At 66.7% G+C, this 25,768-nt stretch carries 25 protein-coding genes; 16 read left to right on the plus strand and 9 right to left on the minus strand.

Annotated elements, in window-relative coordinates; genetic code table 11:
• Nucleotides 1–51 precede the first annotated feature (51 nt).
• The 5 genes from rlmH to ACSQ3Q_RS13290 all read right to left on the minus strand — a co-directional run bounded on the left by rlmH (nt 52) and on the right by ACSQ3Q_RS13290 (nt 5,089).
• On the minus strand, nt 52–519 hold the full coding sequence (rlmH, locus tag ACSQ3Q_RS13270) for a 23S rRNA (pseudouridine(1915)-N(3))-methyltransferase RlmH (protein ID WP_436134838.1): 468 nt from the start codon (nt 517–519) through the stop codon (nt 52–54).
• A gap of 77 nt (nt 520–596) precedes the next feature.
• Nucleotides 597–1,529 carry a ribosome silencing factor gene (gene rsfS / locus ACSQ3Q_RS13275; protein WP_436134839.1) on the minus strand — a complete coding sequence of 311 codons (933 nt, stop codon included), beginning with the start codon at nt 1,527–1,529 and terminating at the stop codon, nt 597–599.
• A gap of 217 nt (nt 1,530–1,746) precedes the next feature.
• A complete protein-coding gene (gene hemF, locus ACSQ3Q_RS13280; protein WP_436134840.1) occupies nt 1,747–2,715 on the minus strand; it encodes an oxygen-dependent coproporphyrinogen oxidase in 969 nt (322 codons plus the stop codon).
• Nucleotides 2,716–2,879: 164 nt separating this feature from the next.
• Nucleotides 2,880–4,157, minus strand: a complete 1,278-nt coding sequence (gene purD / locus ACSQ3Q_RS13285; RefSeq protein WP_436134841.1) for a phosphoribosylamine--glycine ligase — start codon at nt 4,155–4,157, stop codon at nt 2,880–2,882.
• Nucleotides 4,158–4,369: 212 nt separating this feature from the next.
• Nucleotides 4,370–5,089, minus strand: coding sequence for a YebC/PmpR family DNA-binding transcriptional regulator (locus ACSQ3Q_RS13290; RefSeq protein ID WP_436134842.1), 720 nt, complete (start codon nt 5,087–5,089; stop codon nt 4,370–4,372).
• Between the two features lie 236 nt (nt 5,090–5,325).
• Here ACSQ3Q_RS13290 and ACSQ3Q_RS13295 point away from each other — a divergent pair, with 236 nt between their 5' ends.
• From ACSQ3Q_RS13295 to ACSQ3Q_RS13330, 8 genes are all read left to right on the plus strand, one after another.
• Nucleotides 5,326–6,858 (plus strand): helicase HerA-like C-terminal domain-containing protein, encoded by a 1,533-nt coding sequence (locus ACSQ3Q_RS13295; protein WP_436134843.1) that lies wholly within the window; start codon nt 5,326–5,328, stop codon nt 6,856–6,858.
• Nucleotides 6,859–7,282: 424 nt separating this feature from the next.
• Nucleotides 7,283–8,134, plus strand: a complete 852-nt coding sequence (locus tag ACSQ3Q_RS13300) for a glycine-rich domain-containing protein (RefSeq protein ID WP_436134844.1) — start codon at nt 7,283–7,285, stop codon at nt 8,132–8,134.
• Nucleotides 8,135–8,202: 68 nt separating this feature from the next.
• The gene (locus tag ACSQ3Q_RS13305) at nt 8,203–8,775 is read left to right on the plus strand and encodes a LysR family transcriptional regulator (protein WP_436134845.1); all 573 of its coding nucleotides are present in this window, start codon (nt 8,203–8,205) and stop codon (nt 8,773–8,775) included.
• Nucleotides 8,776–8,867: 92 nt separating this feature from the next.
• Nucleotides 8,868–9,716 (plus strand): enoyl-CoA hydratase-related protein, encoded by an 849-nt coding sequence (locus ACSQ3Q_RS13310; RefSeq protein WP_436134846.1) that lies wholly within the window; start codon nt 8,868–8,870, stop codon nt 9,714–9,716.
• A gap of 274 nt (nt 9,717–9,990) precedes the next feature.
• Entirely contained in the window at nt 9,991–11,004 is a 1,014-nt protein-coding gene (locus tag ACSQ3Q_RS13315; RefSeq protein ID WP_436134847.1) for a threo-3-hydroxy-L-aspartate ammonia-lyase, read from the plus strand.
• Nucleotides 11,005–11,182: 178 nt separating this feature from the next.
• On the plus strand, nt 11,183–11,827 hold the full coding sequence (gene upp, locus ACSQ3Q_RS13320) for a uracil phosphoribosyltransferase (RefSeq protein ID WP_436134848.1): 645 nt from the start codon (nt 11,183–11,185) through the stop codon (nt 11,825–11,827).
• Nucleotides 11,828–12,075: 248 nt separating this feature from the next.
• Nucleotides 12,076–13,086 (plus strand): BMP family protein, encoded by a 1,011-nt coding sequence (locus ACSQ3Q_RS13325; protein WP_436134849.1) that lies wholly within the window; start codon nt 12,076–12,078, stop codon nt 13,084–13,086.
• Between the two features lie 110 nt (nt 13,087–13,196).
• Nucleotides 13,197–14,171, plus strand: coding sequence for a 5'-methylthioadenosine/S-adenosylhomocysteine nucleosidase (locus ACSQ3Q_RS13330; RefSeq protein ID WP_436134850.1), 975 nt, complete (start codon nt 13,197–13,199; stop codon nt 14,169–14,171).
• 111 nt (nt 14,172–14,282) lie between these two features.
• On the opposite strand, the gene ACSQ3Q_RS13335 is transcribed toward ACSQ3Q_RS13330, so the two are convergent.
• Complete coding sequence (locus ACSQ3Q_RS13335; protein WP_436134851.1) at nt 14,283–14,741, minus strand: DUF4087 domain-containing protein; 459 nt, start codon at nt 14,739–14,741, stop codon at nt 14,283–14,285.
• An 88-nt stretch (nt 14,742–14,829) separates the two neighbouring features.
• Between ACSQ3Q_RS13335 and ACSQ3Q_RS13340 the strand changes: the two genes are divergently transcribed.
• The 7 genes from ACSQ3Q_RS13340 to ACSQ3Q_RS13370 all read left to right on the plus strand — a co-directional run bounded on the left by ACSQ3Q_RS13340 (nt 14,830) and on the right by ACSQ3Q_RS13370 (nt 21,427).
• The gene (locus tag ACSQ3Q_RS13340) at nt 14,830–16,398 is read left to right on the plus strand and encodes an ABC transporter ATP-binding protein (RefSeq protein ID WP_436134852.1); all 1,569 of its coding nucleotides are present in this window, start codon (nt 14,830–14,832) and stop codon (nt 16,396–16,398) included.
• Between the two features lie 210 nt (nt 16,399–16,608).
• A complete protein-coding gene (locus tag ACSQ3Q_RS13345) occupies nt 16,609–17,670 on the plus strand; it encodes an ABC transporter permease (RefSeq protein ID WP_056165574.1) in 1,062 nt (353 codons plus the stop codon).
• A 102-nt stretch (nt 17,671–17,772) separates the two neighbouring features.
• Nucleotides 17,773–18,696 carry an ABC transporter permease gene (locus tag ACSQ3Q_RS13350; protein ID WP_436134853.1) on the plus strand — a complete coding sequence of 308 codons (924 nt, stop codon included), beginning with the start codon at nt 17,773–17,775 and terminating at the stop codon, nt 18,694–18,696.
• 85 nt (nt 18,697–18,781) lie between these two features.
• Nucleotides 18,782–19,420 (plus strand): LysE family translocator, encoded by a 639-nt coding sequence (locus ACSQ3Q_RS13355; protein WP_436134854.1) that lies wholly within the window; start codon nt 18,782–18,784, stop codon nt 19,418–19,420.
• 3 nt (nt 19,421–19,423) lie between these two features.
• Complete coding sequence (locus ACSQ3Q_RS13360) at nt 19,424–20,092, plus strand: DUF4230 domain-containing protein (protein ID WP_436134855.1); 669 nt, start codon at nt 19,424–19,426, stop codon at nt 20,090–20,092.
• 96 nt (nt 20,093–20,188) lie between these two features.
• Nucleotides 20,189–20,674, plus strand: coding sequence for a hypothetical protein (locus ACSQ3Q_RS13365; protein WP_436134856.1), 486 nt, complete (start codon nt 20,189–20,191; stop codon nt 20,672–20,674).
• A 15-nt stretch (nt 20,675–20,689) separates the two neighbouring features.
• Nucleotides 20,690–21,427 carry a helix-turn-helix domain-containing protein gene (locus tag ACSQ3Q_RS13370; protein ID WP_436134857.1) on the plus strand — a complete coding sequence of 246 codons (738 nt, stop codon included), beginning with the start codon at nt 20,690–20,692 and terminating at the stop codon, nt 21,425–21,427.
• Nucleotides 21,428–21,483: 56 nt separating this feature from the next.
• Here the strand turns inward: ACSQ3Q_RS13370 and ACSQ3Q_RS13375 are convergent, their stop codons facing one another.
• Nucleotides 21,484–21,885, minus strand: coding sequence for a VOC family protein (locus ACSQ3Q_RS13375; RefSeq protein WP_436134858.1), 402 nt, complete (start codon nt 21,883–21,885; stop codon nt 21,484–21,486).
• A 123-nt stretch (nt 21,886–22,008) separates the two neighbouring features.
• On the opposite strand from ACSQ3Q_RS13375, the gene ACSQ3Q_RS13380 reads away from it, so the two are divergent.
• Complete coding sequence (locus ACSQ3Q_RS13380) at nt 22,009–23,283, plus strand: amidohydrolase family protein (protein ID WP_436134859.1); 1,275 nt, start codon at nt 22,009–22,011, stop codon at nt 23,281–23,283.
• 256 nt (nt 23,284–23,539) lie between these two features.
• Here ACSQ3Q_RS13380 and ACSQ3Q_RS13385 read toward each other — a convergent pair whose 3' ends face one another.
• Complete coding sequence (locus ACSQ3Q_RS13385) at nt 23,540–24,205, minus strand: DUF1569 domain-containing protein (protein ID WP_436134860.1); 666 nt, start codon at nt 24,203–24,205, stop codon at nt 23,540–23,542.
• Nucleotides 24,206–24,415: 210 nt separating this feature from the next.
• Nucleotides 24,416–25,582: a GGDEF domain-containing protein gene (locus tag ACSQ3Q_RS13390; RefSeq protein WP_436134861.1), complete on the minus strand. Its 1,167-nt coding sequence runs from the start codon at nt 25,580–25,582 to the stop codon at nt 24,416–24,418.
• Nucleotides 25,583–25,768 lie beyond the last annotated feature (186 nt).

The following is a 25,768-nucleotide window of genomic DNA, read 5'->3' on the forward strand; positions in this document are numbered from 1 at the left end:
CTACCAAAATAATAGCAAATGCCCCCTAGGCCATGCGCCGGCTCGGTGCGCTCACTCGCGGTGGTACGGGTGGCCGGCGTTCACTGACCAGGCGCGGTAGAGCTGCTCGATCAGCAGCACGCGCACCATGGCGTGGGGCAAGGTCAGGTCCGACAGGCGGATGCGCTCGTGCGCGGCCTGGCGAAAGGCCGGGTCAAGCCCGTCAGGGCCACCGATGACCAGCGCCACGTCGTCCCCGCCCAGTTGCCAGCCTTTGAGCCGCTCGGCCAGCGCCTTGGTGGTGAGGTTGGTGCCGCGCTCGTCAAGGGCCACCACCCGCGTGCCGCGCGGGATGGCGGCCTCAATGCGATCACGCTCAGCGGCATAGAGCGTCTCCAGCGTCTTCGAGCCACGGGGCTCGGTCTTGACGGCCTTGAGCTCGACCTTGAGCTCAGGCGGGAAACGCTTGGCGTAGTCGTCGTAGGCGGTTTGCGCCCAGTCGGGCACACGCTGGCCTACCGCCACGATCAGCAGCTTCATGGAATCTCAGCCTGGGTGCGTGGTGGACCAGATGGTGACCGATGCGTGCGCGTGGCGCACGGCAGTGCGGCCCCCGATCAGCGCTTGCGGCCAGGCGCCTTCTTGGCAGCGGGCTTGGCCGCGCCAGAAGCAGACGTGCGGGACGCTGGCCGGCCTTCGCCGCGGGCGGGTGCCTTGGCTGCGGGCGACGACTTCTTGGCTGCAGGCTTCTTTGCGCCGCCGGGCTTGACGACCACCGTCTTGATGGGCGTCGACTTGGGGCTTGCGGGCTTCTTGGCGGGTGCTGCGGTGCTGCCGCCGGCCTTGCTGGCAGGCTTCGTCGCCGGTTTGCTGGCTGGCTTGCTGCCGGCCCTGTTGTCTGTGCGGGCCGCTGGTTTGCTCGCGCTGGTTTTGGCGGCGGGCTTCGACGCGGTCTTGGCGCTGGCCGACTTGGCCGGTGCGGCAGCGGCCGTCTTGGCTGCAGTCTTGGCCACGGCCTTCACCGTTGCCTTGCCGGAGCGGGCTGCCACCGTGGGGGCTGCCGACTTCTTGGCCGGAGTCTTTGCTGCGGCCTTGGCGCCCGACTTGGCGGCCTTCTGGGCCGATTTCTTTTCGGCCAGGTCAGCGGCAGCGGTCGAAAGGGGCTTGGCAGCGCCGAGCTTCAGGCGCACGGGCATTTCGCCCCACAGCTCTTCCAGGCGGTAATACTGGCGGATGGCGGGCTGCATGATGTGCGCCACAGCGGCGCCGCAGTCCACGATGATCCATTCGCCGTTGTCTTCGCCTTCGATGCGCGGCTTGTTGAAGCCGGCTTCCTTGACCGCATCGCGCACGCTGGCGGCGAGGGCCTTGGTCTGGCGGTTGGAAGTCCCCGATGCCACGATCACCCGTTCAAACAGCGGCGAGAGATGCTCGGTGTTGAAAACCTGGATGTCTTGCGCCTTGACGTCCTCCAGCCCATCGACGATGGCGCGCTGGAGCTTGGTAACGTCTTTTTTGGCGGCGGTTTCCGATTTGGTGGAGGTGGTCATCAGGTCGTGAATAGAGAGGGAAATGGATTCAATATAGCGTGCAACGCTGCGCGCAGCCAGTAGGGCTGCGCCTTGGGTGTTGCGCTGGCGTCGCGTTGGGGCGGCGCGGCAGTTTGAGGTGTTTTTGGCCTCTGGCGCTCATGTGAAAAGCGCGTACAGCTATTGAAATTATAGCTTTCACGCTTTTTCTACCTTCTGGCGCCATCATCCCGGTGCATCAGGTCGCGGGTTGCGCCGCGCTGCCCAGCCAGTCGCGCCGCACCAGAAAGCGCTGGGCAAGCTCCGCTTCGGGTGAGCCAGGAGCCTCTGAGCGCTGGTATGACCACGCTACCAGCGGCGGCATCGACAACAAAATGGATTCGGTGCGCCCACCCGACTGCAAGCCAAAGTGCGTGCCCCGGTCCCACACCAGGTTGAACTCGACATACCGGCCGCGGCGGTAGAGCTGGAAGCCGCGCTCGCGCTCGCCAAACGGGGTGTGCTGGCGCCGCTCGACGATAGGCAGGTAAGCCGCCAGAAAGGCGTCGCCTACCGACTGCGTCATCGCCAGGCTTTGCTCAAAGCCCAGTTCCGAGAAGTCGTCGTAGAACACGCCACCCACGCCGCGCTGCTCGCTGCGGTGCTTGAGGAAAAAATACTCGTCGCACCACTGCTTGAAGCGGGGGTATTTGTCGTCACCAAAGGGGGCCAGCGCATCGCTGCAGGTGCGATGAAAGTGCACCGCGTCGTCCTCGAAGCCGTAGTACGGCGTGAGGTCCATGCCGCCGCCAAACCAGCAGGTGGGCGCCTGGCCGGGGTGGCCTGCCGCGATCATGCGGACGTTCATGTGCACCGTGGGCACATACGGGTTCCGAGGGTGAAACACCAGCGATACACCCATCGCCTCGAACGGCGCGCCAGCCAGCTCAGGCCGGTGCTGCGTGGCCGAAGGCGGCAACTGCGGCCCCCGCACGTGGCTGAAGCCGCAGCCGGCGCGCTCGAACACGCGGCCGTTTTCCAGGATCTTGGTGATGCCGTCGCCTTGCAGAGGCTCGCCTGGGGCCTTGCTCCAGGCGTCGGCTACAAAACGCGCACCACTCTCGCCTTCCACGGCTTCGAGCGCACCGGTAATGCGGGCCTGCAGGCCCTGCAGATAGTCGCGTACGGTTGCCATGGTGGCCGGGTTCAGTCCAGGTTGTTGTTGCATTTCAGTAATCTATTGCGCACGCACCACTCGCGGTCCATAAAACTGGCGCTGCCAGGACCAGTGCCCCCGCGCAAGGGCCGCCCCGCCGCGCTGGGGGCGTCCCCCTCACGCTTCGCGCAGCGAGGCGAGAGAGGGGAAAGGCGCCGAAGGCGACTCAGGGGGAGCTATTTGACAGCCCTGAAGCCAATGTCGCGGCGGTACTGGGCGCCATCAAACTGAATGCCGCGCGCCACGTCGTACGCCCGCAGCTGCGCCTGCTTGACGCTGTCGGCCAGCACCGTCACGCACAACACGCGGCCACCCGTCACGCTGACTACACCGTCCTTGAGCTGCGTACCGGCGTGGAACACCACGGCATCGTCCGCATCCTGCGGCAGGCCGGTGATCGCATCGCCCTTGCGCGGGCTTTCGGGGTAGCCATGGGCGGCCATCACCACACCCAGCGCGGTGCGGCGGTCCCACTGCAGTTCCATCTGGTCGAGCTTGCCGTCGGCCGCCGCGGCCATGACATCGCTGAAATCGCTTTTCAGGCGCATCAGGATGGGCTGGGTCTCCGGGTCGCCCATGCGGCAGTTGAATTCGAGCGTCTTGGGATGACCTTTGGCGTCGATCATCAAACCGGCATAGAGGAAGCCGGTGTACGGGATGCCGTCTTTTTCCATGCCGCGAATCGTGGGCAGGATGATCTCGCGCATGGCGCGGGCGTGTACGTCGGCCGTGACCACGGGCGCCGGCGAATACGCGCCCATGCCGCCCGTATTGGGGCCTTCGTCGCCGTCTTTGAGGCGCTTGTGGTCCTGACTCGTGGCCAGTGCCAGCACGTTCTTGCCGTCGCACAGCACGATGAAGGAGGCTTCCTCGCCTTCGAGGAACTCCTCGATCACCACGCGCGCACCACCTTCGTTGTGCGTCACGCCGTACTTGTTGTCCACCAGCATGAAGTCGACGGCGTCATGCGCTTCCTTCAGCGTCATGGCCACGACCACGCCCTTGCCTGCAGCCAGGCCATCGGCCTTGATGACGATGGGCGCACCCAGGCGGTCTACAAAGGCGTGGGCGGCCACTGGGTCAGTAAAGGTGTCGTAGTCCGCGGTGGGGATGCCGTGGCGTCGCATGAAGGCCTTGGAAAAGGCCTTGGAGCTTTCCAGTTGTGCAGCGGCTTGCGTGGGGCCAAAAATGCGCAGGCCGTGCGCGCGGAACTCATCCACGACGCCGGCAGCCAGAGGCGCCTCGGGGCCGACCACCGTGAGGGCGATCTTCTGCTCCTGCGCCCACACCCGCAGCGCCTGCACGTCGGTGATGGCCACGTTTTCGAGCTTGGAGTTGAGCGCCGTGCCGCCATTGCCGGGCGCTACAAACACCTTGGTGACCTTGGGAGACTCGGCCAGCTTCCAGGCCATTGCGTGTTCACGGCCGCCGCCACCAATCACAAGTACTTTCATAGAACCTTTGTGAACCTCTGGCGCAGCGCTGGGCCACGGACAGGGTTCGGGAAAAACATCTCGATCGCAGTTATTCAAAATTCTTTGCGCCGGGCGCCAGGGCCCTCGAAACCGACGCGGCCCCATCGCCAGTGCACCCGTGGAACTGGCTTCGCCAGGCCACCGGGTGCGTCCCCCTCAGGGGGAAGGCGCGCAGCGCCTCAGGGGTAATCTCACAGTGCCGCGTTGTGATAGACCTCTTGAGCGTCGTCCAGATCTTCCAGCACGTCCAGCAGTTTTTGCATGCGCGCAGCGTCGTCGCCTTCCAGTTCGATGGTGTTCTCCGCACGCATCGTGACCTCGGCCACCTCGGGCACCAGACCTGCGGCCTGCAGCGCATCCTTGACCGCTTCGAAATCAGCCGGGCTCGTCAGCACTTCGATGGCACCGTCTTCGCCGGTGACGACGTCTTCGGCACCGGCCTCCAGCGCGACCTCCATCACCTTGTCTTCGCTGGTGCCGGGGGCAAAGATGAGCTGACCGCAGTGCTTGAACTGAAACACCACCGAACCCTCGGTCCCCATGCTGCCACCGTGCTTGCTGAAGGCGTGGCGCACTTCGGCCACGGTGCGCACGCGGTTGTCGGTCATGGTGTCGATCATGATGGCCACGCCGCCGATGCCGTAGCCCTCATAGCGGATTTCTTCGTAGGTCAAGCCCTCAGCGTTGCCGGTGGCCTTGTCGATGTTGTACTTGATGCGGTCGGCGGGCATGTTGGCCGCCTTGGCCTTGTCCACCGCCAGGCGCAGGCGGGGGTTGGCAGACAGGTCGCCGCCGCCGGAACGGGCAGCGACGGTGATTTCGCGAATGATGCGGGTCCAGATCTTGCCGCGCTTTTCATCCTGCCGCCCTTTGCGGTGCTGGATATTCGCCCATTTGCTGTGTCCTGCCACGGGAAGTCCTTTTGTATTGATTTAATCTAGCCATGCTGGTTCGGTCCGGCGCGGCAGTAAACCGTGTCTTTTGCGCCACGGCTGTGTTGCAACTCGTGGCGGAAAGCGCGTGCCGTGGTGAGGCTTGCGCATCGCGGTGGTGCGAAATCCCCCCGTTTCACGTCTGTCGCCCCTGGGCCGAACCCGTCATCCGCCGATTTTACTTTTTGCCGCCCGCTCCCCCGAGGAAACCCGACATGGCCGAACCCCTGCTCATTGCCAAGCACGACACGACTGAATGCCACCTGCTGCCCGGCCTGGCCAACCGCCACGGGCTCATCACCGGGGCCACCGGTACCGGCAAGACCGTGACACTGCAGACCCTGGCCGAGAACTTCTCGCGCATTGGCGTGCCGGTGTTCATGGCCGACGTGAAGGGCGACCTCACCGGTGCGAGCCAGCCCGGCAAGATCGGCGACAAGCTGGCCGCCGTGCTGAAAGAGCGAGGTCTGGACCTGCCTACACCGCTGGCCTGCCCCACCACGCTGTGGGATGTGTTCGGCCAGCAGGGCCACCCCGTGCGCGCCACGGTGTCGGACATGGGCCCGCTGCTGCTGGGCCGCATGCTCAACCTGAACGAGACCCAGCTCGGGGTGCTCAACCTGGTGTTCAAGATCGCCGACGACAACGGCATGCTGCTGCTGGACTTGAAGGACCTGCGTGCCATGCTGCAGTACGTGGGCGACAACGCCAAGGAGTTCACCACCGAATACGGCAACGTCAGCGCCGCCAGCGTGGGCGCCATCCAGCGTGGCCTTTTGCAGATCGAGCAACAGGGCGGCAGCGAGTTCTTTGGCGAGCCGATGCTCAATATCCAGGACTTCATGCAAACGGTGGATGGCCACGGCGTGGTCAACATCCTGGCGGCCGACAAGCTGATGAATTCGCCGCGCCTGTACGCCACCTTCCTCTTGTGGATGCTGTCTGAACTGTTCGAGCAACTGCCTGAAATCGGCGACCCCGACCAGCCCAAGCTGGTGTTCTTTTTTGACGAGGCCCACCTCTTGTTCAACGAGGCGCCCAAGGTGCTTGTCGAACGCATCGAGCTGGTGGTGCGCCTGGTGCGCTCCAAGGGCGTGGGCGTGTATTTCGTCACGCAGAACCCGCTCGACATCCCTGACAGCGTGCTCGCCCAGCTGGGCAACCGCGTCCAGCACGCGCTGCGCGCCTTCACCCCCCGCGACCAGAAGGCCGTCAAAGCCACGGCCACCACCATGCGGCAAAAGCCGGGCCTGGACATCGAAACCGCCATCACCGAACTGGCTGTGGGCGAGGCGCTGGTGAGTTTTCTGGACGCCAAAGGCCGCCCCAGCGTGACCGAACGCGTCTTTGTTCTGCCCCCAGGCAGCCAGCTTGGCCCCATCACCCCACAGCAACGCCAGGCGCTGGTGGCCGGGTCACTGGTGGCGGGCGTGTACGAAAAAGTCGTGGACCGCGAGTCGGCGTACGAAAAGCTCAAGGGCCGCGCGGACAGCGCCCCCGCGACACCGGCCGGCACGCCTGCTGCCCGCACGCCCGGCGGCACCCCCGTGGGCACGGCGCCAGGCGGCGCGCAGGACGGCGGCTTCCTCAACGACCTGCTCTTCGGCACCACCGGCCCGCGCGGCGGGCGCAAGGACGGCCTGGCGCAGACCATGGCCAAGTCGGCCGTGCGCACCATGGGCACCACTTTGGGCAAGGAGATCCTGCGCGGCGTGCTGGGCGGCATCTTCGGTAGCAAAAAGAGGTAGCCCCCCCTGAGGCGCTGCGCGTCCTCATACTGACGTCTTTACTGAAGCGGTACGCGCCGCAACGAGCGAGAGCAGCAATGTCCGCTGATGCGGGTCCCGAACATGGCCGATTCAACCGAACCGTTCGGGCTGAGCTTGTCGAAGCCTCACGCGGCGCTTCGACAAGCTCAGCGTGAACGGTGGTTGTGTTTTTGACCGCAGGTGGTGACACAGCACTACGCTGCGCCAGGCCTTCTTTGCGGCCTGCAGCAAAGAGCACCATTGCTGGCATTGCAAAAAGCCTCTACCGCTTGTCCATCAAGCGCCAGAAGCTATCAATTCAATAGCGTTCAGCATCCTCGCCACACCCCTTAAATTCTTCTCCCGGCGCGCGTGCAGGCATGGCACCATGCGCGCACAAAACAACACACAACAGGAGGATGGGATGGGACGCATCGACAACCTGCTCGTGCGCTGGGGCCCCCGCACGGTGCTGCTGGCCAGCGGTATCTGGGTGCTGGTCTTTGTGGGCATGTTCGCCGGGCTGTGGCGCATGCGCTGGACGTGGGCGGCTTACATGGTCACCACCGTGGTGCTGGCGGCCATCGTCATCCAGTGGACCAACGTGGTGCGCGAGCGCTACGTGCGCGAGGCCGTCTTGCCCCAGTTCCTCAAGCGCAAGCTGCGCGAGGCCTACCCCCACCTGAACCAGAAGGACTGCGAACTGGTCGAGCGCGGGTTGCGCCAGTTCTTCATAGCCTGCATGCGCAGCAAGAAGCAGTTCGTGGCCATGCCGTCCAAGGCGGTGGACGCCATGTGGCACGAGTTCATCCTGCACACCCAGGCCTACAAGACCTGGTGTGAGCGCGCACTGGGCTTCTTTTTGCACCACACGCCCGCCGAAGCGCTGGGCGCCCGCGCCAAGAACAACGACGGCCTGCGCCGCGCCTGGTACTGGGCGTGCAAGGACGAGGGCATCCACCCCAAGTACCCCTCGCGCCTGCCGCTGCTGTTTGCGCTGGACGCCAAGCTTGCGATTGCGGGCGGCTTTGCCTACGTGCCCGACTGCCGCGACATCATCCGCAAAAGCGATGCCGGGGGCGACGCCAGCGGCACCTATTGCGGCACCCACTTCGCCGACCACAGCTACAGCGGCAGCTCGGGCGACTTTGGCGGGGCAGAAAGCTCCAGTAGCTCCGGCAGCTCCAGCAGCAGCGATGGCGGTAGCAGCAGCAGTGACGGAGGCAGCGATGGCGGAAGCTGCGGCAGCGGATGCGGCGGGGGCGGCGGGGACTGACGCGCTACCGGCCCACACCGCGCCCCATGGCGCCCACCACCCGTCCCTCAGAGAAAGCGCTTTCGCCCATGCACTCCATCCCGCCGCTGCACCTCATCGCCGCCTTCGACGCGGTGATGCAGTGGCGCAGCTTTCAAAAAGCGGCCGATGCGCTCAGCCTCTCGGCCAGCACCGTGAGCCACCGTGTGCGCGAACTGGAAAAGACCCTGGGTGTGCCCTTGTTCACGCGCAGCACCCGGTCGGTGGCGCCCACGCCCGAAGGCCTGCACCTGCACCAGCAGACCAAGGCTGCGCTGCAGGCCCTGCAGGACACGTTTGCCGGCTATGCGCACCAGCAGCGCAGCGTGGTGCGCATCAGCGCCCTGCCCTCGTTCGCGCGGCTGCGGCTGGTCCCGTCCCTCGCGGGGCGCTGCATCGAAGCGACGGACAGGATGAGGGCGGGCGCCGGACGGCGGCATGGAAAGCAATTGACACAAGGCCTTTCTTGCAACGAAGAAAAGCCACCGAGGCTAAACACGCTGCCGCTGCGATTGCGGACGATTGCGCAGCAGCGGCGTGCCACGGCGCAGCAATCGCACCGCAGCCCTATGCGCCCCCGGCCTCCGCTCTGCTACGCAATCCATAGCACCCTGCGCACATAGGGAAAGCGACAGGGCCCCTTTCGCATCCAAGTCGCCCCCAAGTCACCCACGCGACGACACAGCGCCGCCCGCCGGGTCTACAGTGCCTGCCCATGAACACACCACCCTTCACCTGCTTTTCGCTCAGCATCGACAGCCACGTCGCCCATCTGGTGCTGAACCGCCCCGAGGCCATGAACACCATGCACCCGACCTTCTGGCGCGAGCTGGACGAGGTGCTGGCGCAGCTGAACAAGACAGGCGAGGCGCGGGCGCTGGTCATCAGCAGCACCGGCAAGCACTTCAGCGCGGGCATGGCGCTCGAGACCTTCGGCGGCGCCATCACCATGGACGACCAGAGCCCCGAGGGCCGCGCCGCCATCTTCGACCTGCTCACCGACATGCAGGCCACCTTCAGCCGCATCGAAAGCCTGCGCATCCCCGTGATCATGGCGATCCACGGCGGGTGCATCGGCGGCGCGGTAGACATGGTCACTGCCGCCTGCGTGCGCTACGCCACGGCCGACGCGTTCTTCTGCATCCAGGAGATCAACATCGGCATGGTGGCCGACGTGGGCACGCTGCAGCGCCTGCCCAAGCTGATCCCTCTGGGCGCGGTCAAGGAGCTTGCCTACACCGGCCGCCGGCTTCCTGCCGCCAAGGCACTGGGCTACGGTCTCGTCAACGAGGTGTTCGACACGCAAGAAGCCATGGTCGCAGCCGCGCTGCAATGCGCGCAGGAGATTGCCACCAAGCCGCCCGTCGCCATCTGGGGCACCAAGCAGGCCGTGAACTACGCCCGCGACCACAGCGTGGAAGACAGCCTGCGCCAGATGGGATGGCTGCAGGGCGCGATCTGGAGCAACCAGCATGTGCGCGAATCGGTCACGGCGATGAAGCAAAAGCGCGCGGGCGACTTCCCTGCCCTCACGCCGCTTGTCCGCTTCAGCGAGCTGGGGTGAAGGCAGACACTGAGACCCGGCCCGCGCAGAGAAGGCATCCCCTTTTGGCTGGGCAATACGGTGCGCACAGCAGGCGTGGTCCAGTGACTACCGGCGTCTCGCTCAGTGGGCCGTTAGGCAACGGCTCCGTGGGGCACTACATATTTCATAGCTGCTAGCGCTTACCCATCAAGCGCTGGCGGCTATTTTGATGCCATAACTTCGGTTGGCGGGCTATCATGTGCCGACAGGGGCTGGCACTGCACTGCGCCGCTCCGCCATCAAGGACATCACCATGACCCTGCCCGCCCCGACCGCCGCCCACTCCACCATCGCGCCACCCACCTACGACGACGTGGCCGCCGCCGCGCACCGGCTCAAGGGCATGGCGCACCACACGCCCGTACTGCGCTCTTCCACGGCAGACGAGATGCTCGGCGCCCAGCTCTTTTTCAAGTGCGAGAACCTGCAGCGCACCGGCGCCTTCAAGTTTCGCGGCGCCTTCAACACGCTGGCCCAGTTCACCGACGAACAGCGCGAGCGCGGCGTGCTGGCCTTCTCGGCCGGCAACCATGCGCAGGCCATTGCACTGTCGGCCCGGCTGCTGGACATGCCCGCCGTCATCGTCATGCCCGAAGACGCACCCGCGGCCAAGATGGCGGCCACCCGGGGCTACGGCGCCCAGGTCGTCACCTACGACCGCTACACCGAAGACCGCGAGGCCATCAGCCGCCAGCTGGCGCAAGAGCGCGGCATGACGCTGGTGCCGCCGTTCGACCACCCCCACGTCATTGCGGGCCAGGGCACCGCCGCCAAAGAACTGTTTGAAGAAGTGCCCGACCTGGACTATCTGTTTGTCTGTGTGGGTGGCGGTGGCCTGCTGGCCGGCAGCCTGCTGGCCGCGCAGGCGCTGGCGCCGCAATGCAAGGTGATCGGCGTCGAGCCCGAGACTGGCAACGACGGCCAGCAGTCGCTGCGCGCTGGCGCCCTGGTGCGCATCCCCACCCCGCACACCATTGCCGACGGCGCACAGACCCAGGCCCTGGGCGACCTCACCTACCCCATCATCCGCGACCACGCCGAAGACATCATCACCGTCAGCGACGAAGAGCTGATCCACGCGTTGCGCTTCTTTGCCGAGCGCATGAAGATCGTCGTCGAACCGACGGGCGCGCTGGCCTACGCGGGCGTACAGGCGTTCTCGGGCGAAGACAGGGGCAGCAAGCTGCTGCACGGCGAGCGCGTGGGCATCCTCATCAGCGGCGGCAATGTCGACATGGCGCGCTACTCGCGCTTTCTGGCGGATTGACTCCCCCCTGAGTCGCCTTCGGCGCCATCCCCTCGAGGGGACGACGCCAGTGGCCTGGCAAAGCCAGTTCCACGGCGTCCGCTGGCTTGGGCCGTGCCTGTTTTACGAGCGGTGGCACAAGTACCGTCAAAATACCGCCACCGCTTTTTATCCATCCCCGCAGACCAAAGGCCGCGCCATGAGCACCGCTACCGATAGCAACGTCACCGTCATCACCCACCCCCTGGTCCAGCACAAGCTCACGCTGATGCGCCGCAAGGACGCCAGCACCAACAGCTTTCGCCGCCTGCTGGGCGAGCTCTCCACGCTGATGGCCTACGAGGTCACGCGCGACATGCCGCTGCAGGACTTCGAGATCGAAACCCCGCTCGAGACCATGACCGGCAAGGTCATCGACGGCAAGAAGCTGGTGCTGGTCTCCATCCTGCGCGCCGGCAACGGATTTTTGGACGGCATGCTCAACGTGGTGCCCGGCGCCCGCGTCGGCCACATCGGCCTGTACCGCGACCCGGCCACACTGCAGCCCGTGGAGTACTACTTCAAGATGCCGTCCGAAATGGAAGAGCGCGACATCATCGTCGTCGACCCCATGCTCGCCACGGGCAACTCGGCCGCCGCGTGTGTAGATCGGCTCAAGAAGCTCAACCCCCGCTCCATCAAGTTCGTCTGCCTGCTGGCCGCCCCCGAAGGCGTGGCCACGCTGCAAAAGGCGCACCCCGACGTGCCGATCTTCACCGCCGCCATCGACCGTGAGCTGAACGACCATGGGTACATCCTGCCGGGGCTGGGGGATGCGGGGGACCGGATTTTTGGCACCAAGTAGGCGCAAGATAGCAGCGCAGACTTCGCGACTGCATCCCTCCAACGTAGCCTCCGGCCACCCTATGCGGTGGCCTTTTTTGTGGGCGCTGCGGCAGTGGCCGCGGATTTTTACCACTTGGTGGCTTTCCTCTGGCAGACTGGCGCCGGTCTGCCGCGACGCAGGCGCTGACTGGCGCGCTCCTTGCTTGATGGCATGTACACACCCTTTCCTCGCTGTCCTTTCTTTTCATACTGAAGGAACTCCCCACCATGACCACCCGCCGCATCTTCACCGGACGCCTGCTCTGCACCTCTATGGCCCTGTCTGCCGCCATGGCGATGGCACCCTCTTTGGCCACGGCGCAGTCCAAGATCAAGGTCGCGGCGATTTACACGGTGCCTTACGAGCAGCAATGGGTGAGCCGCATCCACAAGGCGCTGAAAGCCGCCGAGGCGCGGGGCGAGATCGAATACAAGTCGAGCGAGAACGTCACCAACGCCGACTACGAGCGCGTGATGCGCGAGTACGCCACGGGCGGCAACCAGCTCATCGTGGGCGAGGCCTTTGCGGTGGAAGCCGCCGCCCGCAAGGTGGCCAAGGACTTCCCCAAGACGTCTTTCCTGCTGGGCTCGTCCGGCAAACCGCAAGCGCCCAACTTCAGCGTGTTCGACAACTACATTCAGGAGCCCGCCTACCTGTCCGGCATGGTCGCGGGCGGAATGACCAAGACGAACAAGATCGGCATGGTGGGCGGCTTTCCCATCCCCGAGGTGAACCGCCTGATGCACGCCTTCATGGCGGGCGCGAAGGAGACCAACCCCAAGGTCGAGTTCACCGTGAGCTTCATCAACAGCTGGTTTGACCCACCGAAGGCCAAGGAAGCGACGTTTGCCATGATCGACAAGGGCGCCGACGTGCTCTATGCCGAGCGTTTTGGCGTGTCCGACGCCGCCAAGGAAAAAGGCAAGCTCGCCATCGGCAACGTGATCAACACGCAGGACAAGTACCCCGACACCGTGGTCGCCTCGGCCCTGTGGCACATGGAGCCCAGCATCGACCGCGCGCTCAAGCTGGTCAAGGAAGGCAAGTTCACGCCCGAGGACTACGGTCCGTACTCGATGATGAAGCACAAGGGCTCGGAACTCGCGCCCCTGGGCACGTTCGAGAAGAAGGTGCCCGCCGACATCGTGGCCAAGGTCAAGGCGCGCGAGGCGGAAATCCTGGCGGGCAAGTTCACGGTGAAGGTGGACGACACCCAGCCGAAATCGACTGCGAAATAAGCGCGGCTGCCGGCTTCGGTGCTCAGGCCCCGCGCACCGGGCTGCCTTGCTGCTCCCACCGCCGGCGCGCGGTGGTCACTGTTTGGCTCTTCCCTTCCATAAGGCACTCCATGCACGCGCTGCGCTCTCTCCATCTTGCAAAACAAGCCCTCGCTAACCGAGGCCTGCGCCTGCTGAGCGCCCTGGCCTTTGCCGGTGTGTTGGTTGGTTGTGCGGCAGTCGGCCCCGCCAAGTCCGTCCGGCTGGACGACACCCCACGCATCGCCGTGATTTCCGCCTTTGCACCTGAACTCACCGTGCTGCTGCCGCAGGTGCAGCAGCCCAACAAGCACAGCGTCAACGGCGTGGAGTTCACCACCGGCACGCTCGAAGGCAAGCCCGTGGTCGTGTTCCTCTCAGGCATCAGCATGACCAACGCGGCAATGAACACCCAACTGGTGCTGGACCGCTTCAACGTGAGCCACATCGTGTTCTCTGGCATTGCCGGCGGCGTGAACCCCGGCCTGCACATCGGCGATGTGACGGTGCCTGCCCAGTGGGGCCAGTACATGGAATGGCTCATGGCCCGCGAAGACAAGCCGGGCCAGTACAGCGCGCCGGCTTGGATGAAGAGCGAACTCACCCTGCCCGCGTTCGGGATGATGCATCCGCGCCCGGTGGAGGTGCGCAGCGCCGCCCAGCCCGCCATCACCAAACAGTTCTGGTTTGCGGCGGATGCGCGCATGCTCGCCGTGGCCCGCAACCTGGACACCGGCGTGGCGCTGGACCACTGCCACGCCAGCAAATGCCTCAAGGAACGTCCGCGCATGGTGGTCGGCGGCAACGGCGTATCGGGCCAGGCCTTTGTGGACAACAAGGCCTTCCGCGAGTACGCGTTCAAGACCTTTGAGGCCAACGTACTCGACATGGAAACCGCCGCCACTGCCATGGTGGCGCACAGCAATGGTGTGCCCTACATCGCGTTTCGCTCGCTGAGCGACCTGGCGGGCGGCGGTGAAGGAGAAAACGAGATGGACACCTTCATGCATCTGGCGGCGGCCAATTCGGCAAAGGTACTGCGCGCGTTTCTGGCCAGCTGGAAGTGAGCTGGTTAACGGCTCGGCAGCCGCTGCATCAGCTTACCGACCCGACCTGAGCCTTCATTGCAGCACACCTATGCCTGTACCACAGCTCTCCTACCAGGGCCGGGTCAAGTGCTACTTCCACGGATTGGACGGCTCCAGGCTCTTGAGCGCTTTGTCCCCACGACACGCGCTGAGCGGCCGCGTGCTTGATGTTGTGACGGACAGAACCGTGTGATCGGCTCCATCGAAATGTCCCGTCAGGCAAGCACAACCGTAGCCGTAGCTACCTGCACCGGTACGGACCCAGCGTTTCGACGGAAATGCGGGCCACGGCCCCTCGGCCTGGTGCCCGGCCTGTTGGGCCACGGACCAGCTACCGCCAGCGTCGATCAGATCTGCGTTGCCGGGCGAGGGGTTATCGAACCAGCCGCACCGCGTCATTGGTGTCGCCGGGGCCAAGGCAGCTTCGGCGCTTGCGGCGCCATGGGCAGGGAGCAGGCACAGCCCCACGAGAAACGCCGCGGCGGATACGGTGGCTGGGATGGGGATGAAACGGCAGTGATGCATCATGAATGGACCGGAGTTTGTCATGGCGCGGGGCGACCTTGCCAAGGCCCTATCGCCAGCCAGAGCACCGCTGAATCTGCGCACTCAGCATTCGTTTGAACCACATCACACTATGGCCGACGTTGTCCTGCAGCTGAAGAACATCACCAAGCGCTTTGGCAAGCTGGTCGCCAACGACGGCATCAGCCTCACGCTGCAGCGTGGCGAGGTGCTGGCGCTGCTGGGCGAGAACGGTGCGGGCAAGTCCACGCTGATGTCCATCCTGTTCGGGCACTACGTGGCGGACGAGGGCCACATCGAAGTGTTCGGCAAGCCGTTGCCGCCGGGCCTGCCGCGCGCGTCGCTCGATGCGGGCATTGGCATGGTGCACCAGCACTTCACGCTGGCCGACAACCTGACCGTGCTGGACAACGTGCTGCTGGGCACCGAGCCGCTGTGGCAGCCGTTTTCGCGGCGCACGGCGGCGCGGGCCAGGCTGCTGGCGGTGTCGCAGCAGTTCGGGCTGCCGGTGCAGCCCGAAGCGCGCGAAGGCGCGCTTTCGCCGGACACGCGGGTGGGCAGCCTGTCGGTGGGCGAGCGCCAGCGGGTGGAGATCCTGAAGGCGCTGTACCGCGGCGCGCGCATCCTGATCCTGGACGAGCCCACCGCGGTGCTCACGCCGCAGGAGAGCGAAGCGCTGTTCGGCACGCTGGCCCAGATGGTGGCGCATGGCCTGTCGATCATTTTCATCAGCCACAAGCTCGCCGAGGTGCTGCGCGTGTCGCACCGCGTGGCCGTGCTGCGCCAGGGGCGGCTGGTGGCCGAGGCGCCAGCGCAAGGCACCACGCAGAGCCAGCTCGCGCAGTGGATGGTGGGGCATGCCGTTGAGGCCGCAGCACGCCGCCCCGCGCGCCATGTGGGCGCACCGGTGTGCGTGCTCGACCGCGTCAGCACCGCCGCCACCGGGCGCGACCGGTTGAGGGACGTTTCCCTCACCCTGCATGCAGGCGAGATCGTCGCCATTGCCGGCGTGTCGGGCAACGGGCAGGTGGCGCTGGCCGATGTGCTGTGCGGCGTGCGCGCCGCTGTGTCGGGCAATGCCACGCTGCTGGGCGCACCGCTGCGCGCACAGCCCGCGTGGCTGGTGGACCAGGGCGTGGCCCGCATCCCGGAAGACCGGCACGCCGTGGGCGTGGTGGGCGACTTGCCGGTGTGGGAGAACGCAGTGTCCGAACGCCTGCGCAGCCGCTGGTTCGCGCAGCCCTGGTTCAGGGCCTGGTGGGTCAAGCGCGGCGCAGCGCGTGCGCATGCCGAGCACCTGGCCCGCACCTTCGACGTGCGCGGCGGCGGGCCCGACGCGCCCGCCCGCGCGCTGTCGGGTGGCAACATGCAAAAACTCATCCTGGGCCGCGCCCTGCTGCCGCCCCAGGATGCCACCGGCAGCGCCGCCGCCCCGCGGCTCATCGTGGCGCACCAGCCCACCTGGGGTCTCGACATCGGCGCGGTGATGTTCGTGCAGCAGCAGCTCATCAACGCGCGCGACGGCGGTGCGGCCGTGCTGCTGATCTCGGACGACCTGGACGAAGTGCTGGCGCTGGGGGACCGGGTGGCGGTGATGCACGAGGGGCAGCTGAGCGATGCAAGGCCCGTGGACGGCTGGACGCGCGAAGCCATCGGGCTGGCGATGGCGGGTGTGACATGAAGCTCCCCATGAGTCGCTGCGCGCCTCGGTGCTGGCGCCCGAGGCACCGGTTCTTCGAGGCCGTCCAAGCCTGCGCAGGCAGGCTTGGAGCCGCGGCCCTCAGCACCTCTCCTTCGGGAAGGGGCGCACCCGGTGGCCTGGCGAAGCCCGTTCCACGGGTGCACTGGTATCGGCCTCGCCAGTTTCGCGGGCTGCAAACCACGGACAACGATGAGACTTGAAAAACGCAACCACACCTCCCCGGTCGCCTACATCCTGGCACCGGCAGGCGCCGTGGTCTTCACCCTGCTGATCAGCGCGCTGCTCGTGCTGTGGGCCGGCGCGCCGGTGGGGCAGACCTATGCACTGCTTTTGCAGGGCGCCTTCGGCTCGGTGTTTGCGCTGACCGAAACGCTCACGCGCGCCACGCCGTTGATCCTGACCGGGCTGGCGGCTGCCGTGGCGTTTCGGGCGCGGCTGTTCAACATCGGGGCGGAAGGCCAGTTGTATGCCGGCGCGCTGGCCGCCGTGGCCGTGGGCGGGATGCATGGCGGCACGGGGCTGGAATGGTCGCCCTGGCTGCTCTTTCCGCTGATGATGCTGGCAGCTGCGCTGGCCGGGGCGCTGCTGCTGCTGGGCCCGGCGCTGATGAAGGCGCGGCTGGGGGTGGACGAGGTGGTCACCACGCTGCTGCTCAATTTCATCATGCTGCTGCTGGTGTCGGCGCTGCTCGACGGCCCGATGAAAGACCCGCTCTCGATGGGCTGGCCGCAGAGCGTGGCGCTGCAGGGCGAGCTGGAGCTGTCCCGCCTGGTGCCGCAGACGCGGCTGCACACGGGGCTGCTGTGGGCCGTGTCGCTGGCGGTGATGCTGTGGGCGCTGCTGGCGCGCACGGTGCCGGGTTTCGACATTCGCGCGGCGGGCGCCAATGCGCGAGCGGCGGCGTTTGCGGGCGTGCCCATCACGCGCACCGTGGTGCTGGTGGCGCTGCTGTCGGGCGGCCTGGCGGGGCTGGCAGGCGCGATTGAGGTGGCGGGCCGCACGGGCTATGTGACGCTCGACATGTCGCCGGGCTACGGATACAGCGGCATCGTGATCGCGATGCTGGCGGGGCTGCACCCGCTGGGGGTGGTGGCGGCGGGCGTGTTCGTGGCCGGCGTGCTGGTGGGCGCCGACAGCATGAGCCGCGCGGTGGGTGTGCCGACCTACATTGCGGACGTGATCGTGGCCACGTCGCTGATCGCGGTGCTGGTGGCGGGGCTGCTCACGCAGTACCGGGTGCGCTGGAAGTGAACCCGCCATGCACTCAAAATTCAAACAAAAAATGCCTCCGCCGCTTGTCTATCAAGCGCTAGCAGCTATTAATTTGATAGTGACAGCCTGGAGCACCACCGCATGACCGAGTTGCTCGATATCCTCGCCAACCCGGCCTTCTGGATCGCCACCCTGCGCGTGGCCACACCGCTCATCCTGGGCACGCTGGGGGTGCTGCTGTGCGAGCGCGCGGGCGTGCTGAACCTGGGCATCGAGGGGATCATGGTGGCGGGGGCTTTCACCGGCTGGCTCACCGTGTATGCCGGGCATGGCCTGTGGACGGGGGTGCTGGTGGCGGCGCTCACGGGCGCGGTATTCGGCTTGCTGCATGCGTGGCTGACGGTGGGCCTTGCGCTGTCGCAACATGTGTCGGGGCTGGGCATCACGCTGCTGGCCACGGCGCTGTCGTACTACGGCTACCGGGTGAGCTTCCCGAAGGTCAACACGCCGCCAACCATCGAGCCGTTCGCGCCCATGGAGTGGCTGGGCATTCCCATCTTGTCGGCACAAACGCCGCTCACGCTGCTGGCGCTGGTGCTGGTGCCGCTGCTGGCTTGGGGGCTGATGCGCACCCCACTGGGCCTGGCGGTGCGCATGGTGGGCGAGAACCCGCAGGCGGCCGAGGGCCAGGGCATTCCGGTGGCGGCCACGCGCACCGGGGCCATCGTGGCGGGCTCGGCGCTGATGGGCGTGGCGGGCGCTTTTCTCACGCTGTCGGCGTTCAACGCGTTTTTCTTCAACATGGTGAACGGGCGCGGCTGGATCTGCGTGGCGCTGGTGGTGTTCGCGTCGTGGCGGCCCGGCAAGGCACTGCTGGGCGCCCTGCTCTTTGCCTTCTTCGATGCGCTGCAGTTGCGGCTGCAGCAGGCGGGCGATGCGTGGCTGCCGTACCAGGTGTATCTGATGCTGCCGTACCTGCTGTCCATCTTGGCGCTGGTGCTGGTGGCGCGCAAGGCGGCGTATCCGCAGGCGTTGATGAAGCCCTACCGCAAGGGCGAACGCTGACGCAGCCGATCAGCACAGCATCGAGCATCGGCGCCCCCGCAGTCCCGTACCATGCGGGCGGTAGACACCCCCATGGATGACCCACATGCCGACGCTCCAGACCTTGCTGATGTTCGCCGCCGCCTCCCTGGCGCTGGCCGTGATCCCCGGCCCCACGATGCTGCTGGCGTTGTCCAACGGCATGGCCGGGGGCATGCGCCGCGCGGCCTGGGGCATGGCGGGCGCGGGGCTGGGGGCAGGCATGTTGATCGCCGTGGTGGCCGTGGGCCTGGGCTCGCTGCTCAATGCGTCGGCCACGCTATTCAACGTGGTGCGCGTTGCTGGCGTGCTGTACCTGCTGTGGCTGGCGGTTCAGCTGTGGCTCAGCCCCCCGGTGGATGTGCAGGCGGCACTGGCCCAGGTGCCGGGGCAGCAGGCCGTAGGGCGCGCGGCCTTTGTGCGCAGCCTGGGCGTGGCGCTGTCCAACCCCAAGACGCTGCTGTTCTTTGCGGCCTTTTTGCCGCAGTTCGTGGACCCGGCCCAGCCGCAGGCCCTGCAGTACGCGGTGCTCGGCGCGATCTTTGTGGGGCTCGATACGCTGGTCATGGTGGCTTACGCCGCCGCAGGCTGGCAGGCCGTGCGGTGGCTGTCGCAGCGCGGGCTGCGCTGGCTTAACCGCAGCTGCGCCGTGGGCATGGGCATGCTGGCGGCCTTGATGGCGGGCTACCGGCGCCACGGCGCCTGAGCCATGGAACATTCCGCCATTGCCGCTTCTGTTGCCGCTTCTCCGCGCAAGCCCTGGGCCCTGGCCATCGGCAGCGCACTTCTGGGGGCCGCGCTGGCCGGTGGGGGCCTGTGGTGGGCGCTGCGCCAGCCTGCAGCCCCTATTCCCCCGCCAGCACTGCTGGCGCTGGAGGACATGGGCCACCTGGTATCGGTCAAGGTGCGATATGCCAACGTCATTGAGTTCACGCAGCAGATCACGCAGGGCATTCCATGGACGCAGTGGGAGCTGAAGCTGGGCGGCACGCAGGTGCTGCTGGTGGCCCGCGGCGACTGCCTGGTGGGCGCCGACATGCGCCAGGCCCGCTATGAAGCGGTAGACACTGCAGCCCGCACCGCCGTGCTGCGGCTGCCTGCGCCCATCGCACTGTCGGCCCGGGTGCACCACGGCCCGCGCGACCAGGGCGGCTCGTACTTCTACGCGGTGCAGGGCACGGGCATCGAGCTGCTCATTCCGGGCTCGGCCAACCGCACGCAGGCCATCGACACCGCCCTGCAGCGCGCCCAGCAGGATGTGGAGCGCACCTGCCAGGCCAGCAGCACCGTGGCCACTGCCAAGGAGAATGCCGAGGCGGTGCTCAAACCCTTGTTCGCCGCCACGGGCTGGGCGGTGCAGGTGCAATGGCAGCCTTGAGGGCACCCGCTGCGATTCGCCTGCTGCAAACCGCCACTTGATACTCCAGCCCCATCCTGATCACCGCCTTGCTCGACACCTCACTCGATGACTCCCATGCCACACACCGTCCGGGCCGCCCTGCTGGCCATGGCCTCGGCCATCGCGCTGACCCTTGCAGCCGCAGGCAACGCCCACGCACTGGGCATGGACATTCCGTACGGTTCTTTCGCCGCTGAGCCCGATGTGGACTGGGTGCAGGCTTGTGGCGAATGGCCTGCCCCGGCCGGCAAAGACGGCAGCCGCAGGGGCATGTACCGCATCGTGCATGCCACGCGGTACGCCCAGTCCTTCCTGTACATCCAGTGGCTGCGGCGTGACGACAACGACACCGCGCACGAAGTGAAGACCGTGGGCGTGGCGGCGCTGAACAACGACCACGCCTCCATTTCCCTGAGCCAGATGCGCTGCCAGGCCACGCCGCAGGGGATCCGGTTCACGGCGCGGGCCGAGTCGGGCCATGACAACAGCGTGTTTCGCATCACCATCGATGCAGGGCACCGGCCCGGCGCGCTGCGCTACCGCACTACGCCCTTGCGCTGACGGCGCCAGCCCGCCATGGATCTTTTGCAATCCCCGCACGCGCCGCCCGCCGCTGAGCTGCTGCCCCACAGCCTGCTAGCCCGGTGGCAGCAACGGACCACCGAGCCCGGATCCACAGTGGTGCTGCCCGATGGCTGCTGCGACCTCATCCTGCATGTGGATGGCACGGGCCAACCCGACTGGCACGTTTCGCCGCTGGCCGATGCTGCGGTGACGGTGCCTGGGGCTGCCCACGAGTTCTGGCGCGGCTACCGCCTGCGGCCGGGCACCGTGGTGCAAGCCCCGGCGCTGATCCGCGCTGCGCAGGCCATCTGGTCGCGGGCTGTTGCCAGGGATTGGGGGAGCAGCGCACCAGAGCGCATCGACCACACCGTGGAGCAGCAGTTGCTCGAGGCTATCGACACGCACACGCACCAGGAAGCGCGCGTGCAGGAAGCCCTGCACACATTGGCCCACGCGGCCACCGTGGCGGGCGCCGCCCGGTCCCTGGGGGTGTCGGAGCGCAGCCTGGAACGCCTTACCCGTGCAACGACCCGGCAGCCGCCCAGCTATTGGCGCGCCCTGGCCCGCGTGCGCCGCGCGGCGCAGGCACTGGGCGGCGGCGAGGCGCTGGCCGGCATTGCGGCAGACCATGGCTACGCGGACCAGGCCCATTTCAGCCGCGACTGCCTGCGCTGGCTGGGGCAGTCACCGTCATTGCTGCGCCGCTCGCCCGGCCTGCTGGCCACGGTGGCGCAGGCAGGGTATGGCTGAGTCGGCTTCCTGCGAATCGGCAGCGGCCATTGCGTCCTCAGCCACCAGGTGCAGGTTCAGCCTGCGGTGGCGGGCGGGGGCGCCATGGGCGTGCACAGCTCCACCAGCGCATCGTTGATGTCCGCCACGTAGGCCACCGTCTGGCCCCAAGGCATCTGCTCGGGCGCATGAACCAGGCGCGCACCGGCGGCCACGGCGCGCTGCACGGAGGCAGCTACATCGGCGGTGGTGAACGCGATCTCGAAGCTGGGGGCCTGGGCGGTGGCGCGCTGCGGGTTCTTGCCCAGCTCGGTCATCAGGCGCAATGACGAGAAAGCCAGAGCGGTCGCGCCGGTTTCCAGCTCGCCGTAGTCGCCCGCCTCGTGCACAAAGCGGCGGACCAGGCCAAATGCGGCCTCGTAGAAAGCAATGGTTTTGGGAACGTCTTCGACGTAGAGAATGGTGTAGCCAAATTGCATAGAAACTGCCTCGGTCAATAAAAATGCGCTCCAATGGGCGAGCCGCGCAAAGCCGATAGCTTGACCCACAAAACCCGCGCTGGCTTGAAGAAACCCGACACCTCGCCCCCCACGACACACGCCATGCTCGACCTTCTCATCACCCACGCCACTCTGCCCGACGGCCGCACCAATGTTTCGATCGCCGTGCAGGACGGCCGCATTGTCGAGGTGACCGAAGGCCTGGCAGCGCCCGCGCACGAAACGCTGGACGCTGGCGGCCTGCTGGTCAGCCCGCCGTTTGTTGACGCGCACTTCCACATGGATTCGACGCTGAGCTACGGCCAGCCGCGGGTGAACGAAAGCGGCACGCTGCTGGAGGGCATTGCGCTGTGGGGCGAGCTCAAGCCCCACCTCACGCACGACGCGATCGTGCAGCGCGCGCTGGCGTATTGCGACTGCGCAGTGGCGCGCGGGCTGTTGGCGGTGCGCTCGCACGTGGACACCAGCCACCCCGACCTGCTGCCCGTGCAGGCGCTGCTCGACGTCAAGCAGCGTGTGGCGCCCTACCTCGATTTGCAGCTGGTGGCGTTCCCCCAGGACGGCGTACTGCGCACGCCCGGCGGGCTGCGCAATCTGCAGCGTGCCCTGGACATGGGCGTGGACGTGGTGGGCGGCATCCCGCACTTTGAGCGCACGTACGCACAGGGCACCGAGAGCGTCAAGCTCCTGTGCGAGCTGGCCGCAGACCGCGGCAAGCGCGTGGACATGCACTGCGACGAGAGCGACGACCCGCATTCGCGCCATGTCGAGACACTCGCGTTTGAAACCCAGCGCCTGGGCCTGCACGGCCGCGTGACCGGCTCGCACCTCACCTCCATGCACAGCATGGACAACTACTACGTGAGCAAGCTCATCCCGCTGATGGCCGAGGCGCAGCTGGGCGTGGTGGCCAACCCGCTCATCAACATCACGCTGCAGGGCCGTCACGACACCTACCCCAAGCGCCGCGGCATGACGCGCGTGCCCGAGCTGATGGCCGCCGGCCTGACGGTCGCTTTCGGCCACGACTGCGTGCTGGACCCCTGGTACAGCGGCGGCAGCGGCGACATGCTGGAGGCGGCCCACATGGGCATGCACATCGGCCAGATGACCAGCCAGGCCGCCATGCGCCAATGTTTCGATGCCGTCACCACCCACCCCGCCAAACTGCTGGGCCTGGAAGGCTACGGCCTCGTGCCTGGCGCCCATGCGGACTTTGTGCTGCTGCACGCGCGCAATCCGGCCGAGGCGATTCGCCTGCGCGCCACCCGGCTGGCGGTGTACCGGCGCGGCAAGAAACTGGCGGGTAGCCCTGCGCCCGTGGCGGCGCTGCACTTGGCAGGACGGCCGACGGGCGTCGACTTCCTTGCTGGTTGATGCTTCATAAGCTCGTTTTTATATAAAAACAGCCCCTAGCGCTTGTTCCTATTGCACTTGTAGCTATAGTTTTTATAGCAATCGAGCTTGTGTTTTTCACGCATTCGCATGTCCGTTCGGTGGGCCGTCGAGGGGTCCCGCCAGTGCACAGCTGGCGCCGTGGTCCACCGTCGCCCGGCGCCTCAACAGTCCCTGCGGCATAGTCCCAGCGGCACCCGGATGCCTCCGGCGCATACGCAGGAGAGGGCCAGTCAGCCTAGCCCGCTCGCACGTCAAACGCCGACAGGTGGTTGGCCAGATGCATGGCATGTGCTTGCTCGTACTGCGCCTTGTTCAGGTCGCCGTAGGCAAAGTGCGAGTGCAAAGGCCCCGTGTGGTCTTGGAAGTGCTGCGCGGCGGTGCGCAACCGGGCCAGCATCGCGGATGCGCTGGCGGCCGAGGCACTGAGCACAGGCGCGCCGGGAATCGGCTCTGCCAGGTTGTGGCTCATGCGGCCGCGCAGCGCAAAGACCTGAAAAGCCGCCAAGCCCACGGTGTTTTGAAACAGCGCAGAGCGCGGCGCCGGAAAGCCGTTCAATGAGAACTCGATGCTCTGCGCACAGTGCTCCAGCGTCTGGGCCCAGCTCCAGGCGGTGGCGGGCTCCAGGGCCTGCGTGTGCGCCGACGCGGCGGCCAGGCGCTCCACCTCGCGCATTGCTTCGGCCACACTGGTGAACACCAGTTGCCGATCGTTGCCGGGTCGGCTCAAGAGGGAACCCGCCCCTGCGACACCCACCGCCACCACCACCCCCGCTGCTGCCAGGCCCGTGCCGCGCCGCAGGATGGACCTGCGCGTGGACGGCGGGACTTCAACCGGTGCGGGCGTGGACGGGCTAGGCGGGTGCGCGGCGCGCTCGGCGCCGGTACGGGGAGTCATGGCCATGGGTGTCTGCTCAGTCGGTGGATGGCCGCGAGATCAACGGGTGGATGGCCATTGTGTGATGGCTGCTGCGGCGCGTGCCCCTGGCGGGCTGCGCGAAGGTCGTGCAGCCGACACATTTCGCCTTTGCCCTGCCCTCTCCCATTCCTTGCCGCGGCGCTGACTGATGCTGCGAGCGCCCGTGCGCCAGCAAGCCATCCGCGCTGCGCCGCGCTAGGCAGCGGCGGTCTGCACAGCCGCCGAGACGAACTCCACCCGGTTGCGCCCCAGTTTCTTCGCGACGTACATCGCCTCGTCCGCACGCTGCAGCACCGATTGCGCCGAGTCGTTGCTGGCAGACAGCGCAATGCCGATGCTCACCGTCAACGGCGTGCTGCCGCCATCGATGGCCGGCGGCTGGGTCTCGACCAGGGCGCGCAGGCGTTCTGCCACTGCGCCCGCGCCCTGCCGGTCGGTGCTGGGCAGGAAGATCGCAAACTCCTCGCCCCCCAGGCGGCCCATCACATCCTCCTTGCGCAGGCAGCGCTGCGCCAGCATCACGAAGTGGCGCAGCGCATCGTCGCCGGAGCGGTGGCCCCAGGTGTCATTGATCTTCTTGAAATGGTCCAGATCCATCACCAGCACCGGCAGCGCGGCCTGCGAGTGCTGCGCGGTGGCCAGGCCTTTGTCGAGCAGGGCGAGGAAGGCACGGCGGTTGAACACGCTGGTGAGCGGGTCCACCTCGGCCAGATGGCGCAGCTCGGTAGTGATGAACTCGTTGATCAGCATCAAGGTGCCAAACGCAATCATCACCAGCGCCACCGTGGCCTCGAGCAGCACGAACTGCGATATCTGCACCAGCAGCCCGGCATCAGACGGAGCCGCCAGGCGAAAAAGCAGCGGCCGCACCAGCACGAAGACCCCGTGGACACCCACCATGCCCGCAAACAGGTAGCGCGCTGGCATGTTGCGAAACCCGCCCCGGGCCACCGTGCGCGCCGTGAGCAGAAAACAGGTGGCGGCCACGCAGCCTGCCAGCGCAAACCGTGCGCCCGCGTGGGGCTGCACCAGAGTGAAATACACCGCAATGCAAAGGACTGCGGCCAGGACCGCCGCGGCATACCCATGCGGGCTCGGCGGGCGCCCCATGTACGCGCGGCTTCCCTGCCAGCACAGGTAGGCGGCCAGCGCGTTGGCGGTCTGCGTGAGCACCACCGAAGCCACCTCGGGCAAATGCGCCCGGAACAACAGCGTGGCGCAGAGCACCGCCCCTCCCAAGAACGCCCAGGTCCACAACCGCAGCCCTGGAATGCGGCGGTTAAAAAACCAGACGGCAAACAGCACCGTGGTGACCAAGGCCGACAAAATGGCCGCGACGATGACGAGGGTGGGGGTGTGCACTGGCAACGTACTGACTGACGGATGGGTGAAAGGCGGGCCCGGTAGGCCGGGCTACTCCGCAAAGAAATTGCAGCAAGATGTTACCGCCAGTGCATGACCTCGGGCTGACACAGCGGCAGTTGCGTTGGCAAGCGGGTATCCAGGGCGCCGGACGGCGCCTGCGTGCAAAGCCTTGCGGCCGCTGCT

Origin of the sequence: Acidovorax sp. LjRoot129, from assembly GCF_964253765.1 — a bacterium.
Lineage (GTDB): Bacteria > Pseudomonadota > Gammaproteobacteria > Burkholderiales > Burkholderiaceae_C > Acidovorax.

What these genes read in the sequence shown, in the direction of transcription:
- purD (WP_436134841.1), bottom strand. Translation starts at nt 4,157, where the DNA reads ATGAAAGTACTTGTGATTGGTGGCGGCGGCCGTGAACACGCAATGGCC.
- hemF (WP_436134840.1), bottom strand. Translation starts at nt 2,715, where the DNA reads ATGCAACAACAACCTGGACTGAACCCGGCCACCATGGCAACCGTACGC.
- ACSQ3Q_RS13340 (WP_436134852.1), top strand. Translation starts at nt 14,830, where the DNA reads ATGGCCGACGTTGTCCTGCAGCTGAAGAACATCACCAAGCGCTTTGGC.
- ACSQ3Q_RS13350 (WP_436134853.1), top strand. Translation starts at nt 17,773, where the DNA reads ATGACCGAGTTGCTCGATATCCTCGCCAACCCGGCCTTCTGGATCGCC.
- rlmH (WP_436134838.1), bottom strand. Translation starts at nt 519, where the DNA reads ATGAAGCTGCTGATCGTGGCGGTAGGCCAGCGTGTGCCCGACTGGGCG.
- ACSQ3Q_RS13380 (WP_436134859.1), top strand. Translation starts at nt 22,009, where the DNA reads ATGCTCGACCTTCTCATCACCCACGCCACTCTGCCCGACGGCCGCACC.
- ACSQ3Q_RS13310 (WP_436134846.1), top strand. Translation starts at nt 8,868, where the DNA reads ATGAACACACCACCCTTCACCTGCTTTTCGCTCAGCATCGACAGCCAC.
- ACSQ3Q_RS13370 (WP_436134857.1), top strand. Translation starts at nt 20,690, where the DNA reads ATGGATCTTTTGCAATCCCCGCACGCGCCGCCCGCCGCTGAGCTGCTG.
- ACSQ3Q_RS13360 (WP_436134855.1), top strand. Translation starts at nt 19,424, where the DNA reads ATGGAACATTCCGCCATTGCCGCTTCTGTTGCCGCTTCTCCGCGCAAG.
- ACSQ3Q_RS13355 (WP_436134854.1), top strand. Translation starts at nt 18,782, where the DNA reads ATGCCGACGCTCCAGACCTTGCTGATGTTCGCCGCCGCCTCCCTGGCG.
- ACSQ3Q_RS13375 (WP_436134858.1), bottom strand. Translation starts at nt 21,885, where the DNA reads ATGCAATTTGGCTACACCATTCTCTACGTCGAAGACGTTCCCAAAACC.
- ACSQ3Q_RS13325 (WP_436134849.1), top strand. Translation starts at nt 12,076, where the DNA reads ATGACCACCCGCCGCATCTTCACCGGACGCCTGCTCTGCACCTCTATG.
- ACSQ3Q_RS13305 (WP_436134845.1), top strand. Translation starts at nt 8,203, where the DNA reads ATGCACTCCATCCCGCCGCTGCACCTCATCGCCGCCTTCGACGCGGTG.
- ACSQ3Q_RS13330 (WP_436134850.1), top strand. Translation starts at nt 13,197, where the DNA reads ATGCACGCGCTGCGCTCTCTCCATCTTGCAAAACAAGCCCTCGCTAAC.
- ACSQ3Q_RS13365 (WP_436134856.1), top strand. Translation starts at nt 20,189, where the DNA reads ATGCCACACACCGTCCGGGCCGCCCTGCTGGCCATGGCCTCGGCCATC.
- ACSQ3Q_RS13345 (WP_056165574.1), top strand. Translation starts at nt 16,609, where the DNA reads ATGAGACTTGAAAAACGCAACCACACCTCCCCGGTCGCCTACATCCTG.
- ACSQ3Q_RS13300 (WP_436134844.1), top strand. Translation starts at nt 7,283, where the DNA reads ATGGGACGCATCGACAACCTGCTCGTGCGCTGGGGCCCCCGCACGGTG.
- ACSQ3Q_RS13295 (WP_436134843.1), top strand. Translation starts at nt 5,326, where the DNA reads ATGGCCGAACCCCTGCTCATTGCCAAGCACGACACGACTGAATGCCAC.
- ACSQ3Q_RS13315 (WP_436134847.1), top strand. Translation starts at nt 9,991, where the DNA reads ATGACCCTGCCCGCCCCGACCGCCGCCCACTCCACCATCGCGCCACCC.
- upp (WP_436134848.1), top strand. Translation starts at nt 11,183, where the DNA reads ATGAGCACCGCTACCGATAGCAACGTCACCGTCATCACCCACCCCCTG.
- ACSQ3Q_RS13385 (WP_436134860.1), bottom strand. Translation starts at nt 24,205, where the DNA reads ATGGCCATGACTCCCCGTACCGGCGCCGAGCGCGCCGCGCACCCGCCT.
- rsfS (WP_436134839.1), bottom strand. Translation starts at nt 1,529, where the DNA reads ATGACCACCTCCACCAAATCGGAAACCGCCGCCAAAAAAGACGTTACC.
- ACSQ3Q_RS13335 (WP_436134851.1), bottom strand. Translation starts at nt 14,741, where the DNA reads ATGACAAACTCCGGTCCATTCATGATGCATCACTGCCGTTTCATCCCC.